The organism is Mycobacterium sp. SMC-21 (assembly GCF_045310825.1).
Classification (GTDB): Bacteria; Actinomycetota; Actinomycetes; order Mycobacteriales; family Mycobacteriaceae; genus Mycobacterium.
The window spans coordinates 93,290-108,153 of the sequence record NZ_JBJIAO010000010.1; the positions used below are offsets into that span (position 1 = coordinate 93,290).

The window sequence follows — 14,864 nt, forward strand, 5'->3', positions numbered from 1 at the left end:
CTGCGTAGCAACATTCCGAACGGTTGTTGAACGCGCATCGATCGCAGCTGGGCAGAGCTGCCGCGTGTCGACCCGTCTGGCCGCGCACCCGCGGAACATTTTGGGACCAGTCCTGATTTGACCTCAAGGCAGGGGAGTGAATGGCCACGCTCATCGCCGGGCGCACCGAGATGACGACAGACGCGGACCCGCTGCACTCGCTGGGCCGCAATCATCGTGATCCCGGAGCCCACCGCGAGCTGGACCGGCACCTGGACCGCTTCCGGCGCCGCCTCGAACGTCAGCGTGCGGCCGGCACCGCGACCGAGGACCTGCTGGCCGGCGTCCAGCGGCTCCGGCGTGAGCTGAGCGGTCGCGCGGTGTCCCGTGGTGCCGGACGCCTGACCGCCATTCGCCATGCTGTCGATTCGCTGCGTGGCACCTCGTCGCGCGACACCATCAAGGCCGCGATGACGCTGTTGTGCCGGGACTTCGGATTCAGTCGGGTCATGGTCTCCACGGTCCGTGAGGATGACTGGCTGCCGCGGTATCTGCATGGCCGTGGTGCGACATCGTCTTCCTTCCACGGCTTTTCGGTGGGCCTGCCCGTCCGGTTCGCGGACTCCGAGGCGGAGACCGCCCTGGTCCGTGGGCGACACGGCGTCGTCGTATCCCGTCCGACCGCATCGGCCCGGCAGGACTACCTCGCGGCGCCCATCACGGTCGGCGGCGCCGTGATCGGGATGCTGCACGCCGACTTCCCCGACGCTCCCGACACCACGGTCATGGATCAGTTCGATCTGCTCGAGGCGTTCGCCGAATGCCTGGCCGTGGTGTACGAGCGGGCGGTTCTCGAAGAGAAGGTGTCGCAGCAGCGCGTCGAGGTCGACAAGCTCTGCGCCACAATGGATCAACTCATGACGCAGCGCGGGCCGGCCGGCGCCCCGGCCTCGGACGCGGGCTCTGCCGCGGTGGCCGAGCCGGCCGGCGTTCCCGCCGCACCACTCGAGCTGACCCCGCGGGAGCGGGAAGTCATGTCCTACGTGGCGACCGGTGCCACCAACCGCGACATCGCGCGGTGCCTGCAGATTTCGGAAGGCACCGTCAAGTCGCATCTCAAGCGCATCGCCGAGAAGTTCGGCACCACCAACCGCGCGGCCGCCCTCGCGATGTATCTGGCCATGGACGCCGGCGTGGGGAGCGGACGGTCGCGATGACGCGGCGTGCGATGGTGACCAGGCTCAATCAGATCGACGGACACCTGCGCAGCGTGCTCAACCTGCCGACATCGGCCAAGGCCACCACTCTTGAGCAGGCCATCGCCAACTCGGCGGCCACGACCGAGGAAGTGCTGTTCGGCGATGACGGCGAGGGCATCGCGCTCATGCCCGCCGTGGCGCAGCGGCTGCTGATGGCGTCGTTGCAGGCGCAGGTCGAAGCGAGACTGATCAGCGGTGACGACTCCGGTGCCACAGCGCGGTCGGTGATCGACAGCATCCGGCGGTTGAAAGCCGCCCCGTCGTTGCAGGCGCTCGAGCGCCAGGTGTGCGCCGAACTGTGCCATACCATCGGGTTCAGCAGCGCAGTGCTGTCGTCGATAGCGCCCGACAAGTTCATCCCCACGACATCGCACGGCACACACGGCACCGGAAAACCGGTGCCGCGCAACGCCGCTCTCGCCGAGCAGGACTGCATCAGGTTCCGGCGGATCGTCCACGCCGGCGACGGTGAGGTGCCGGCCACCGAAGGTTTCCGTGAAGTTCTGGGTGCCGCGGACTATCTGGTCGCGCCCATCGTGGTCGAGTCGAAGGTGGTGGCGCTGGTCCACCTGTCGCGTGCGCGGGGCGCCATCGCCGATGGCGACGTCGACACGCTGGGACTGCTGCTCGCGGTGTACTCGTTCGCCTACGAGCGGCTGCTGAATTCTGAGCGGGTGGAACAACTTCGGGTATCGATCATCGGAGCCGCGGCCCGCTTGGCGCAGGAAGCCGACCGCATTGCCAGAACGGCCGTCAGCCTGGATGCCGCCGATGACGAGGACGTGTTCGAGACGGACGCGGCGGTCGATGCCGTCACGGCGGCGTTGTCCAACCGCGAACGCGACGTGTTCGCCAGGATGGTGCGCGGCGACTCGAATGCCGAGATCGCCGACGAACTCGTCGTATCGGTGGAAACCGTCAAGACGCACGTGAAACGCATCCTGCGCAAGATCGGCGCCGCCAATCGGTTGGAAGCCATCACTCTCTACATGGACGCGCAAGCCGGATTCGGTGAGCAGGCGCGATAGTCGCCATTGTTTCAGTGTCCGCAGGGCTATTCCATAATTGCCGCTGTGGTGAATTAACAAGTGCTCAGAATTTTCCATTCTGATGCGATTTCTGGAATTACGTGATATGGCTTATTTGTGCGTTTTGGCGGATTTCGCATTCCGCCACGCTGACATGTGATGCAAGACACATGCATCACTCCGATGGGGGACACATCACAAGACCGAATCCCTCCATCTGGAGATGGTTGGCGTCTGAACTGCATTGATAGCGTCTTCACCCATGTTGGCCGCAGCGATCTTGTATCGACGATGCGCAGTGGATTCGGCGTTGGAAAGCGCGGGCGACGAATGGTAGCGATTACGCGCGCGGCGGCCAAGCCCGTCACCTCATTGGGCGGCTTCTTCGCCATGACGTTCGACACTTTCGTGCAAATGTTCCAGCCGCCGTTCGCGTGGCACGAATACGTCATGCAAACATGGTTCGTCGCGCGCGTGTCGGTCCTGCCGGCGCTGCTGCTCACCATGCCTTTCGCAGTGCTGCTGACATTCACCTTCAATATCCTGCTGACCGAATTCGGCGCCGCCGACTTCTCCGGCACCGGTGCAGCGATCGGCACGGTGAACCAGATCGGCCCCATCGTCACGGTGCTGGTGGTTTCCGGGGCCGGCGCAACGGCGATGTGCGCCGACCTCGGGGCGCGGACCATCCGCGAGGAACTCGACGCGCTGCGCGTGATGGGCATCAACCCCATCCGTTCGCTTGTGGTGCCGCGCGTGCTGGCGGCCACCACGGTGGCGCTGGCATTGTCGGCCACGGTGATCCTCGTCGGTCTGACTGGCGCCTTCCTGTTCTGCACCACGGTGCAGCACGTCTCACCGGGCGCCTTCGTCGGCGGCCTGAACCTGTTGACCGGACCGGGGGACATCATCGTCGCGCTCATCAAGGCGACGTTGTTCGGCATGGCTGCCGGCCTGATCGCCTGCTACAAGGGCACATCCGTGCGCGGCGGCCCCGCGGGGGTGGGCAACGCCGTCAACGAGACCGTGGTCTTCACCTTCATGGTGCTGTTCGCCATCAACGTCATCGTGACCGCCGTCGCGATCCAGTACACGGTGTCGTGAGGGAGAGATGACTGTCGACGTTCCCAGCCGCAGGTTCCCGCGGCTCGACAAGCTGACCAAGAGTTCGGTCGCCCGCTGGAACCGCATCGGTGAGCAGGGCGCCTTCTATTCGCACGCCATCGGATCGATTCCCGATGCCGTCGTCAACTATCGTGCGGAGCTGCTTCGGCTCATTGCCGCAACGGGTTTGGGCACGGGTGCGCTCGTCGTTGTCGGCGGTACTGTCGCGATCGTCGGCTTCCTGACCATGACGACGGGTGCCCTCGTGGCAATCCAGGGCTACAACCAGTTCTCGTCCGTCGGATTCGAGGCCCTCACCGGGTTCGCGTCGGCGTTTCTCAATGTCCGGATGATCGTGCCGGCGACCACCGCGGTGGCGCTGTCGGCCACGATCGGCGCCGGCGCCACCGCGCAGATCGGCGCCATGCGGATCAACGAGGAGATCGACGCCCTCGAAGTGATCGGCATCCGCAGCATCACCTACCTCGCGTCCACCCGGGTGCTGGCGGCCGTGGTCGTGGTGATCCCGCTGTACTGCGTCGCGGTCATGATGGCGTTCTTCGCCGCGCGCATGGGTACCACCACCGTCTACGGACAGGGCGCCGGCGTGTACGACCACTACTTCAACACGTTCCTCAACCCGACCGATCTGATCTGGTCGTTCGTTCAGTGCGTTGCCATCACCGTCGTGATCATGTTGGTGCACACGTACTTCGGGTTCGCCGCCTCCGGCGGTCCGGCCGGTGTCGGCGAGGCGGTGGGGCGCGCGGTGCGCCTGTCCATGGTGATCGCCGCCGTGGAAATTGTGTTCATCTCCCTGGCCATCTACGGCCAGTCCGGCAACTTCAACATGGCGGGTTAGCCAGTGGAAGCGCGCAAGGGAGATCGCCGGATCTCGAACTCGTGGTGGGCCCTCATCCTGATCGCCGCCGTTGTGCTGTTCATGGTGGTGACCGTGGTCATCTTCACCGGTGCGGCCAAATCCTATGTGCCGGTGACGGTCATGGCCGACCGTGCGGGTCTGGTGCTGGAGAACAACGCCAAGGTCAAGATGCGCGGCGTGCTGGTGGGCCGCGTCAGCCAGATCGACGTGAGCAACTCGGGGGCGACCCTGCAACTCAAGCTCGACCCGGACCAGGTGAAGTACATCCCCGCCAATGTCGCCGCGCAGGTGAGTGTTACGACGGCATTCGGCGCCAAGTTCGTCGACCTGGTGTATCCGCAGGCGCCCAGCAGCACCCGGCTGGCCGCCGGTGCGGTGCTGAAATCCCTGCACACCACAACCGAGGTCGACACCGTCTTCGAGAACATCGTCAACCTGCTCGACATGGTGGATCCCGCGAAACTGAACTCGGTGCTCAGCGCCGTCGCCGAAGGCGTCCGCGGCCAGGGTGAGCGAATGGGCCAGGCCACAACGGATCTCAACGAGGTGCTGACGGCGCTCAACTCGCGCTCGGACAAGATTCGTGACGACTGGCGGTCGTTCAAGCAGTTCAGCGACACCTACGGGGCGGCCGCGGACAACATCGTGAAGATCCTCAACGCCGCCAGCACCACGAGCAGCACCGTGACGGGCAAGGCCAAGGCGCTCGACAGTCTGCTGATGAATGTCATCGGATTCTCCGAGGCCGGAACGGATCTGCTGGGCCCGAACCGGGACAACCTCGTCGATGCGATCAACGGGCTGGAGCCCACGACGAGTCTGCTGCTCAAGTACAGCCCGGGATACACGTGCTGGCTGGAGGGCACCAAGAAGTTCCTCGATACCGGCGCCTGGGGCGTGTTCGGCGGCGCCGATGGTCGCTCACTGATCCTCGACGCGACGCTGCTGCCGGGCAAGAACCCGTACGTGTTCCCCGACAACCTGCCGATCAACGGGGCGAAGGGCGGACCGGGCGGACAGCCGGGCTGTGGCTCGCTGCCCGACGTCGCCAAGAACTTCCCGGTGCGGCAACTGATCACCAACACCGGTTGGGGCACCGGGCTGGACATCCGACCGAACCCGGGCATCGGCAGCCCCTGCTGGGGTCAGTGGTTCCAGAGCACCCGCGCGGTACCGCAGGCCCCGAGCATCCGGCAGTGCCTGCCCGGGCCGGCTCCCGGTCCGATCCCGTACCCCGGTGCGCCGCCCTATGGCGCACCGCTGTACGGCCCCGGCGGGGTGCCGCTGTGGCCCGGCGTGCCACCGGCGCCGCCCAATCCCGCTGACGCACAACCACAGTCGGAGCCGATACCGGCGCCGGCCGAGGCACCGCCGCTGCCGGCCGAGGCAGGCGGGAACTGACCGTGATGACCAACCAACGACCGAGACAGGAGGGCAGTCGTGGAGAACCTTAGGGGCACGTTGGTGCGCCTGTCGGCGTTCCTGACGGTCTGTCTGCTTGGCACCGTGGCCCTCTGGGCGGTGTTCGCGGACCTGCGGTTCGACGAGGGGCACACCTATTTCGCCCGCTTCGTCAACGTCTCGAACATGAAGAAGGACAGCCACGTTCGCATCGCGGGCGTGGAGGTGGGCCAGGTCAAGAACGTGTCGATCAACCGCGATTCGACGGTGACCGTCGAATTCACCGCAGACAGTTCCGTCGTACTGACCGAAGGCAGCCGTGCGGTGATCCGGTACGACAACGTTGTCGGCGACCGGTTCCTGGCCCTCGAGGAAGGCGCCGGCGGCACCAAGAAGCTCAATGCGGGCGACACCATCCCCGTCGACCGAACCCAGCCCGCGCTGGACCTCGATGCCGTCATCGGCGGCTTTCGCCCGCTGTTCTCGGCCCTGAGCCCCGACAAGATCAACGATCTCAGCGGGCAGTTGATGCAGGCGCTGCAAGGGCAGGGCCCGTCGATCGGGTCGTTCCTGGCGCAGGCCGCGGTGGTCACCAATACCCTGGCCGACCGCGATCAGCTGATCGGGCAGGTCGTCACCAACCTCAACACCGTTCTCGGTACCTTCGGCGGCAAGAGCGACAAGCTCGACAAGGCCGTGGTCTCACTGTCGGAGCTGGTTGACCGCCTGGAACAACGCAAGACCGACGTCTCGAACGCGGTGGCGTACACCGATGCGGCGGCCAACTCGATCGCCGGCCTGCTCACCGAGGCCCGGCCGCCGCTGGCCAAGACCGTGCACGAGGTGGACCGGACCGCCGGAATCGTGCTCGCCGACCACGACTACTTCGACAACTTCCTCAACACCCTGCCCGACAAGTACAAAGCGCTGTCGCGGCAGGGCATCTACGGCGACTTCTTCAGCTTCTACCTGTGCGACGCGGTGCTCAAACTCAACGGTAAAGGCGGACAACCGGTTTACGTCAAGGTGGCCAGCCAGACCACGGGACGGTGCACGCCGAAATGAAACCTTTTGCCGAGCGAAGCCATTTCGCCCTGGGCGCGATAGGCGTCAGCGCCGTGGTGATCGTCGCCACTGTCGCGCTGCTGTTCCAGAAGATTCCGTTCGTCAGTGGAACCACCACGTACTCCGGATACTTCGAAGACGCCAGCGGCCTGCATACCGGTGCGCCCGTGGACATCTCGGGGTTTCCGGCGGGCCGGGTCGCCAGCATCGACCTCGACGGCCCGCGCGTGCTGATCAAATTCACCGTCGACGACGACGTGCACCTCGGCGAGCGCACCGAGGCCGCCATCAAGACCAAGGGTCTTTTGGGCAGCAAGATGCTGGAAGTCGTCCCCAAGGGTGACGGCGACCTCAAGGGCACCATCCCGCTCGAGCGGACCGTATCGGCATACCAGCTGCCGGACGCCCTCGGTGACGTCACCAACGCGATCAGCGGCCTGGACACCCATCAGCTGTCGGACTCGCTGGCCACCGTCTCGGAGGCATTCGCGAACACCGCCCCCGATCTGCGGGACGCGGTGAACGGCATCGCGCGGTTCTCCAAGACGCTGAACGATCGCGACGCGCAACTGCGCGGCCTGCTGGACAACGCCGCCAAGGCGACGACGGTGCTGGCCAAGCGCAGCGACCAGGTGGTGAGCCTGGTCAAGAACACCAATGCGCTTCTGGTGCAACTGCGTTCGCAGAGTGCCGCGGTGAGCCGGCTGTGGCACAACCTGTCGGCGGTCGCGCAGCAACTTGAGGGTCTGATTGCCGAGAACCGCTCGCAACTCCGGCCGGCACTGGACAAACTCAACGGCGTCGTGGCGATGCTCGACAATCGCAAGGAGCGGCTGCAGCAGGCCGTCAAGGGACTGAGCCAGTACGCCCTTGCACTGGGTGATGCGGTCAGTTCGGGCCCGTTCTTCAAGGCGTACATCGTCAACCTGTTGCCGGGTCAGTTCGTGCAGCCGTTCGTCGACGCCGCGTTCTCGGACCTCGGCGTCGACCCGAACACGAAACTGCCGTCGCAGCTTCAGGATCCACAGACCGGGCAGCCCGGCACCCCGCCGCTGCCGGTGCCGTTCCCGCGCACCGGCCAGGCCGGCGACCCACGGATGACCATTCCGGACGCCATCACCGGCAAGCCCGGCGATACCGCATGCGGCCCACCGGGAATCCCATTGCCCGGCCCCGGCTGCTACCCCGTTCGCGAACCGCAACCGGCCCCGCCGCCGGGCGGGCCGCCACCCGGACCACCGCCGCTCGCACCCGGACAGACCGCCATGCCGGAACCACCGAAGACCCCGCCACTGCACGTGTCGGATCCCGTTGAAGCACCGTCGCCAGGAGGACAGTGATGAGCAAGCTGTCCACACGTCTGCTCGTCGTGGCAGCCGTCTTGGCCCTCGTCGTGGGCGGCGGCTACTTCGCCGTGCAGGCATTCCAGCGTGCATCGCGCAACGAGGTGGTGGGCTACTTCCAGAACACCAATCAGCTGTTCAGCGGCGACGATGTGCTGATCCAGGGGGTACCGGTCGGCAAGGTCGAGAAGATCGAACCCGGGCCCGAAAAGGTCAAGGTCACCTTCTGGATCGATGACAAGTACAAGGTGCCGGCCGATGCCAAGGCCGTCATCCTGTCGCCACAGCTGGTGACCGGCAGGGCAATTCAGCTGATCCCGCCCTACCGCGGCGGGGCGACGTTGCGCGGCGGCGCCGTCATCCCGCTCGATCGCACGGCGGTGCCCGTGGAGTGGGACCAGGTCCGCACCCAACTGCAGCGAGTGGCCGATCTGCTCAAACCCGACCAGCCGGGCGGGGTCAGTACCCTCGGCGGCTTCATCAACACCGCGGCCGACAATCTGCGCGGGCAGGGCGCCAGCATCAGGGAATCGGTGATTCGACTGTCGCAAGCGGTGTCGATCCTCGGTGACCACAGCAATGACCTGTTCTCGACGTTCAAGAACCTGTCGATCCTGGTGTCGGCGCTGCAGGACAGCACCGGCTTGCTGGAACGGTTGAACACCAACCTGGCCGAGGTGACCGGTCTGGTCGCCGACGACCCCAACAAGGTCGGTCAGGCACTGCACGACATGAGTGCCGTCGCCGACGACGCGCGATCCTTCGTCGCCGACAACAAGGAGGCCGTCGGCACGGCATCGGACAAGCTGGCGTCGGTCAGCACCGCGATCGTGGGCAGCCTCGACGACATCAAGCAGGTATTGCACGTCACACCAACAGCTTTGGCCGATCTCAACAATATCTACGAGCCGGCGGTCGGTTCACTGACCGGCATCCTGGCGGCCAACAACTTCGCCAATCCGGTGAGCTTCATCTGCGGTGCGATCCAGGCCGCGTCGCGCCTGGGCGCGGATCAGTCGTCGAAGTTGTGCGCGCAGTACCTGGCGCCCATCGTCAAGAACCGGCAATACAACTTCCTGCCGCTGGGCGTGAACCTGATGGTCGGTACCCAGGCGCGGCCCAATGAGGTGACCTACAGCGAGGATTGGATGCGGCCCGACTACGTACCGCCGTTGCGGCCGGCAGCTCCGGTCGCACAGCAAGCGGCCGCGCAGACCGTGACCACCGACGCCAACGCCGGCCTGGCCGGAATGATGACGCCACCGGCCGGAGGTGGGTCATGACCCGGTTGCGTTCGGCCGTGGGATACGTCGTGGCCACCCTGACGCTGCTGGCCTCGGCCGGCTGCTCGGACTGGCGCGGCGCCAACAGCCTGCCGCTGCCCGGCACCGAGGGCGGGGGACCCGGCGCGTTCGAAATCCAGGCGCAGATGCCGGATGTAACCAACCTGCAGGAGAATTCGCGGGTCCGAGTTTCCGACGTCACGGTCGGCACAGTCACCAAGATCGAGCGACAAGGCTGGCACGCGCTGGTCACCATGCGTCTCAACGGCGACGTGGACGTACCCGCCAACTCGACCATCAAGCTGGGCCTGACCAGCCTGCTGGGCACGCTGCACGTCGAGCTCGGACCGCCCAAAGATGGTCGCCCGCAAGGCAAACTGCACCAGGGCTCGGTCATACCGCTGGCCAGCAGCGGCAGCTTCCCCTCGGTAGAGCAGACACTGTCCGCGGTGTCGATGGTGCTCAACGGCGGTGGCATCGGCAACGTCCAGGACATCACCGAGGCCTTCAGCACGGCGTTCCACGGGCGCGCGGAGGACCTGCGCAGCCTCATCAAGCAGCTCGACACGTTCACCGCCAACGTCAAGGACCAGACGCCCGACATCATCGCGGCGTCGGAGAGCCTCAACACCGTCGTCGGCAAGCTCGCCGCGAGCCAGCCCGTCCTCGACCGTGCCATCGACACCGTCCCGCAAGCGCTGGCCGTTCTCAACGGTGAGCGCGAAAACCTCGTCACGGCGGCCGACAAGTTGAGCAAGTTCGCCGCGCTCGCCACCGACACCGTGGACCGGTCAAAAGAGAACGTGATCAAGGAATTACGTGCCCTGGGACCGACGCTCGAACAGCTTGCCAATGCCGGGCCCGCGATGACCCGGGCGCTGAGTTTCATCCCGACGGTGCCGTTCCCGAGTGACACCATCGAGAAGTGGCAGCGCGGTGACTACGCGAACCTCACCGCGATCGTCGACCTCACCCTCAGCCGCATCGATCAGGCGTTCTTCACGGGCACCCGCTGGGAGTGTGACCTGACGGAGCTGGAACTGCAGTGGGGACGCACCATCGGCCAGTTCCCTAGTCCGTGCACCGCGGGCGGCCCGAACAACCCGGGTAATCCGCTGACCATTCCGTACCGCTGGGATCAGGGGCCGTAAATGCATCTCGACAGACGCGTGAGAATCCAGCTCGCGATCTTCGCCGTCATCGCGCTGATCGCGGTCACGATGATGGGCCTGATCTATATGCAGTTGCCCGCCAAGCTGTTCGGCATCGGCCGCTACGTGGTGAAGATGGAGCTGCCCGAGACCGGCGGCCTGTATGCCACCGGCAACGTCACGTACCGCGGCACCGTGGTGGGCCGGGTGCAGTCGGTCGGGTTGACCCCGACCGGGGTCCAGGCCGAGCTGTCGCTGAATTCGGGTACCGACATCCCGTCCGACGTGCAGGCCGACGTGCACAGCCAGATGGCGATCGGTGAGCAGTTCGTGTCCCTGACGCCGCGTGGTACCGGTTCGCGGCCGCTGAGGGACGGTGACGTCATCCCGCTGGCACACACCTCGGTGCCGCCGGACATCAACACCGTGATCGACTCGCTGACCAAGGGCCTGCAGGCCGTGCCCAAGGAGAACCTCAAGACGGTCATCGACGAATCCGCCACGGCTGTCGGCGGTTTGGGGCCCGAGCTCTCACACATCGTCAAGGGCGGTAGCCAGCTGGCCATCGACGCGCGCGCGAACCTCGACCCGCTGCTGAGTCTGATCGATCAGGTCAAACCCGTGCTCGACTCGCAGAACAACACCTCGGGTGCCATCCAGGCGTGGGCGGCGAACCTCGCCACGGTGACCGGGGAGTTGCAGGCCCAGGACAAGGCCGTGGGCACCCTGCTGGACAAGGGTGGTCCGGCGTTCGGGGAGATGGGGCAGTTGTTCAACCGGCTGCGTCCGACACTGCCGATCCTGTTGCAGAACCTGGTGTCCATCAACAAGGTCGCCGTGACGTATCAACCGAACCTCGAGCAGCTCCTGGTGCTGCTGCCGCGCACAACGGAAGCGGCGCAAGGCGTTACGTTGGCGAACCGCGACACCAAGCAGGCGTACAAGGGCGCGTACCTGAGCTTCAACCTGAACATCAACCTGCCGCCGCCGTGCACCACCGGGTACCTGCCGGCGCAGCAGATGCGCAATCCCGCGTTGGAGGACTACCCCGAACTTCCGGCGGGTGATTTGTATTGCCGGACTCCGCAGGACGGCATGTTCAACGTGCGCGGCGCCAAGAACCTGCCGTGCGAGACGGTGCCCGGTAAGCGCGCCGCGACCGTCAAGCAGTGCGAGAGCGACGAACCGTATGTGCCGCTCAACGACGGCTACAACTGGAAGGGCGATCCCAACGCCACGTGGACCGGGCAGGACGTGCCGCAGCTGCGGCCGGGCTCGGCCCCGCCTGCCGGTGCGCCGCCACCGCCACCGGTCGCCGTGGCCGAGTACGACCCGGCCAGTGGGTCGTATATCGGCCCTGACGGAAAGACCTATACCCAAGCCGATTTGGCACACACGGCGCCGAAGGAGAAGACATGGCAGAGCATGATGACGCCGCAGCCCGGGAGCTGACCGAGGGCGGCGGGGTCGCTGTCCTCGATCCCGACGTCGATGACATCAAGGACATCGATGAGGCCGATGACACCGACGCCGACGAGTTGGTCGAGGAGCCGACGAAGCCGAAGTCGGTGCGCCGGCTGGCGGCGGTGCTCGGGCTGATCCTGGTTGTCGCACTCAGTGCCCTGGTCGGTTGGCTGGTGGTGCGGACGCACCGGGCCACTGCGGTCGACGAGCGGCAGAGTCAGATCGTCCAGGCCGCGCGGCAGGGCGCACTGAACCTGACGACCATCGACTGGCAGCGCGCCGACGCCGACGTGCAGCGCATCCTCGACAGCGCGACGGGGGAGTTCTACGACGACTTCGCCAAGCGCTCAGCACCTTTCATCAAGGTCGTCAAGGAAGCGAAGTCGACGTCCACAGGGTCGATCACCGAGGCGGGCCTGGAATCGGAGTCGGGTGACTCGGCGCAGGTGCTGGTGGCGGTGGCCGTTAAGACCTCGAATGTCGGTGCGCCGGATCAACAACCACGCGAGTGGCGGATGCGCCTTGCGGTGCAGAAAGTCGGTGATGTCATGAAGGTCTCGAACGTGGAGTTTGTGCCGTGAAACTGATCAAGTCCCGCGGTGAGAACAAGGCCGCAGAAAAGCCCGTTGAAGCAACAGCTTCGGCTGGCGAGCTCGACGACGACATCGAGATCGACGACTCGGTGCCCGGGTCGCTCGCAGAGACCACCGACGCGGCGCCTGCACCTGGGCGGCGCCGCGTCGCGTGGGCCAACGTCGCCGTGTACGGCCTGTTGCCCGCGTTCGTCCTCGTGCTCGGTGGGGCCGCGGGGTATCTGCAGTGGAAGGACGTGTCCCTGCATGAGACCGACACGGCCAAAACCGAATCCACCAAAGCCGCCAGCGACGGCACCATCGCTTTGCTGTCGTACAAGCCCGAGACCGTCGACAAGGATCTGGAAGCCGCCAAGAAGTACATGACCGGCAACTTCCTGGACTCCTACACCAAGCTCACTCGCGATGTGGTGATCCCCGGGTCCAAGCAGAAGAAGATCTCGGCGGTCGCCACGGTGCCGGCGGCGGCCTGGACCAAGGCATCGCCGAACCATGCGGTGGTGATGTTGTTCGTGGATCAGACGATGATCATCGGTGACAGCGCCCCGACCAGCACCGCGTCGAGCGTCCGCGTGACTCTCGACAAGGTCGAGGGTCGTTGGCTCATCTCGCAATTCGATCCGATGTGAGCCCCGTGACCAGACGGTGGACTTGCACGTTGCTCGCCGCGGCGGTGCTCCCGGTGCTGTCGGCACCCACTGCCCGCGCCGATGCGACGGCGTATCTGATCGGCGTGACCGTGCGGCCCGGCTACAACTTTCCCAATGCCGATGCGGCGCTGGGTTATGGCTACGGCATCTGTGACAAGGTGGCGGCCGGTCAGCCCTTCGCTCAGGTGATGGGCGACGTACGAGGCGATTTCGGTACCGACGACGACTACCAGGCGTCCTATCTGATATCGCAGGCCGTCAACGAACTGTGCCCCGCGCAGATCTGGCAGCTGCGAAACTCCGCGGCGCACTACCAGTCGCCGCCCGGTGTTCATCCCTGATGCAAAGGAATCCAACATGAGACGTCGGCCACTGGTGCTGTCCGCGTTGGCTGTCGTGCCCGTCAGTGCTGTGCTCTGCACGCCGTTCGCACACGCTGACAACGGCAACACCCTCATCCCGAACAACAAGCGGCTCAACGACTCCGTCGTATCCAACGTCTACACCGTGCAGCATCAGGCGGGGTGCACCAACGATATTGCCGTCAACCCGCAGCTGCAGGAGGCCGCCGCACGCCAGGCCAGAGACATGATGGCCAACCGGAACTTGGACGGCGACATCGGTTCTGACGGATCCACACCCCAGACGCGGGCCGCGGACGCCGGCTACCGTGGCGGCCCGGTGGCGCAGACGGTGGCCATCAATCCGGCGCTGGCGATCAGCGGCGTCGAGCTGATCAACCAGTGGTACTACGACCCCGTCATCAAACAGATCATGGCCAACTGCGCCAACAACCAGATGGGCGTGTGGTCCGAGAACAGTCTGGACCGTACCGTCGTCGTCGCCGTCTACGGCCAGCTGCCCGAACCGCCGCGCCGCGACGACAAAGAGGGCGGCACCAACAACGGCTTCGACCCCAGACCCGACTACGACGGCAGCGACGAGCTGGAGCACGGCCTCGACTGGTTCCCGTGGATCCTGCGCGGCGTGCACCCGCCGCCGGCGTATCCGCCCAACTAGGGGGCACGGATGTGCGCTCAGTTCCGCACGTGCAACTTCTCGCCGTGCGGCCCGAAGATGGCGATCGCCTCGACCGGACCGTCGACGGTGCCGAACCAGTGCGGCGTCCAGGTCGAGAACTCCACGGCCTCACCGGGTTTGATGGTGAAGTCGCGATCTCCCAGCAGCAGCCGGAGGTTCCCCGACAACACGTAGAGCCACTCCTGGCCGTCGTGCACCGGCAGCTCGGCGGGTGGCGTCCGGCGCCGGGTACTCACGCGGATCTTGAAGGTGTGCAGCCCGCCGGCCGGTCCGCCCCGGGTGAGCGGCCAGTAGGTGATGCCGTCGCGGCTGTGTGACGCCCCGCGGACCCGCGGGTCCTCGGCCTCGGGTGCGCGCATGAGTTCGTCGGTGCTGATCGACAGCGCCGCGGCGAGCCGGGGCAGGTGGTCGAGTGCGAATCGGCGCTTGCCGGATTCCAGGCGGCTCAACGTCGAGACGTCGATATCGGCCGCGCGCGCAACGTCTTCCAGCGTCATGCCGCGTTGCGTGCGCAGTTCCCGCAGCCGCCGCCGGACCCGCGCTTCGATGTCGTCGTCCTCAGGGTTTGCCTGCATGGCAAATTAGCTTGGCATTTTCGCCATCGCCCGGCAAGGTCGGTG

General features: G+C 65.9%; 15 protein-coding genes. 14 read left to right on the top strand and 1 reads right to left on the bottom strand.

Annotated features, from left to right (window positions below; all coding sequences use genetic code 11):
- Positions 1 to 140 precede the first annotated feature (140 nt).
- The 14 genes from ACJH6H_RS12905 (at position 141) to ACJH6H_RS12970 (ending at position 14,223) form a co-directional block, all read left to right on the top strand.
- Complete coding sequence (locus ACJH6H_RS12905; RefSeq protein ID WP_406774993.1) at positions 141 to 1,196, top strand: LuxR C-terminal-related transcriptional regulator; 1,056 nt, start codon at positions 141 to 143, stop codon at positions 1,194 to 1,196.
- Positions 1,193 to 2,266 carry a response regulator transcription factor gene (locus ACJH6H_RS12910; RefSeq protein WP_406774994.1) on the top strand — a complete coding sequence of 358 codons (1,074 nt, stop codon included), beginning with the start codon at positions 1,193 to 1,195 and terminating at the stop codon, positions 2,264 to 2,266. The genes ACJH6H_RS12905 and ACJH6H_RS12910 overlap by 4 nt, the downstream gene beginning before the upstream one ends.
- 330 nt (positions 2,267 to 2,596) lie before the next feature.
- Complete coding sequence (locus ACJH6H_RS12915) at positions 2,597 to 3,370, top strand: MlaE family ABC transporter permease (RefSeq protein ID WP_406774995.1); 774 nt, start codon at positions 2,597 to 2,599, stop codon at positions 3,368 to 3,370.
- A 7-nt stretch (positions 3,371 to 3,377) separates the two neighbouring features.
- Complete coding sequence (locus ACJH6H_RS12920) at positions 3,378 to 4,232, top strand: ABC transporter permease (protein WP_406774996.1); 855 nt, start codon at positions 3,378 to 3,380, stop codon at positions 4,230 to 4,232.
- 3 nt (positions 4,233 to 4,235) lie between these two features.
- Positions 4,236 to 5,654, top strand: a complete 1,419-nt coding sequence (locus tag ACJH6H_RS12925) for an MCE family protein (protein ID WP_406774997.1) — start codon at positions 4,236 to 4,238, stop codon at positions 5,652 to 5,654.
- Between the two features lie 39 nt (positions 5,655 to 5,693).
- Complete coding sequence (locus ACJH6H_RS12930; RefSeq protein ID WP_406774998.1) at positions 5,694 to 6,719, top strand: MCE family protein; 1,026 nt, start codon at positions 5,694 to 5,696, stop codon at positions 6,717 to 6,719.
- Positions 6,716 to 8,059, top strand: a complete 1,344-nt coding sequence (locus tag ACJH6H_RS12935; RefSeq protein WP_406774999.1) for an MCE family protein — start codon at positions 6,716 to 6,718, stop codon at positions 8,057 to 8,059. Before ACJH6H_RS12930 ends, ACJH6H_RS12935 begins: the two co-directional genes overlap by 4 nt.
- A complete protein-coding gene (locus ACJH6H_RS12940) occupies positions 8,059 to 9,345 on the top strand; it encodes an MCE family protein (protein ID WP_406775000.1) in 1,287 nt (428 codons plus the stop codon). Before ACJH6H_RS12935 ends, ACJH6H_RS12940 begins: the two co-directional genes overlap by 1 nt.
- The gene (locus ACJH6H_RS12945) at positions 9,342 to 10,496 is read left to right on the top strand and encodes an MCE family protein (RefSeq protein WP_406775001.1); all 1,155 of its coding nucleotides are present in this window, start codon (positions 9,342 to 9,344) and stop codon (positions 10,494 to 10,496) included. The genes ACJH6H_RS12940 and ACJH6H_RS12945 overlap by 4 nt, the downstream gene beginning before the upstream one ends.
- Positions 10,497 to 11,948 (top strand): MCE family protein, encoded by a 1,452-nt coding sequence (locus ACJH6H_RS12950; protein ID WP_406775002.1) that lies wholly within the window; start codon positions 10,497 to 10,499, stop codon positions 11,946 to 11,948.
- Positions 11,912 to 12,541: a mammalian cell entry protein gene (locus tag ACJH6H_RS12955; protein ID WP_406775003.1), complete on the top strand. Its 630-nt coding sequence runs from the start codon at positions 11,912 to 11,914 to the stop codon at positions 12,539 to 12,541. The genes ACJH6H_RS12950 and ACJH6H_RS12955 overlap by 37 nt, the downstream gene beginning before the upstream one ends.
- Positions 12,538 to 13,182 (top strand): hypothetical protein, encoded by a 645-nt coding sequence (locus ACJH6H_RS12960; protein WP_406775004.1) that lies wholly within the window; start codon positions 12,538 to 12,540, stop codon positions 13,180 to 13,182. Before ACJH6H_RS12955 ends, ACJH6H_RS12960 begins: the two co-directional genes overlap by 4 nt.
- Complete coding sequence (locus ACJH6H_RS12965; protein ID WP_406775005.1) at positions 13,179 to 13,544, top strand: DUF732 domain-containing protein; 366 nt, start codon at positions 13,179 to 13,181, stop codon at positions 13,542 to 13,544. Before ACJH6H_RS12960 ends, ACJH6H_RS12965 begins: the two co-directional genes overlap by 4 nt.
- A 16-nt stretch (positions 13,545 to 13,560) precedes the next feature.
- Positions 13,561 to 14,223, top strand: coding sequence for a CAP domain-containing protein (locus ACJH6H_RS12970; protein ID WP_406775006.1), 663 nt, complete (start codon positions 13,561 to 13,563; stop codon positions 14,221 to 14,223).
- Positions 14,224 to 14,240: 17 nt separating this feature from the next.
- Here the strand turns inward: ACJH6H_RS12970 and ACJH6H_RS12975 are convergent, their stop codons facing one another.
- A complete protein-coding gene (locus ACJH6H_RS12975) occupies positions 14,241 to 14,819 on the bottom strand; it encodes a helix-turn-helix domain-containing protein (protein WP_406775007.1) in 579 nt (192 codons plus the stop codon).
- Positions 14,820 to 14,864: the final 45 nt, after the last annotated feature.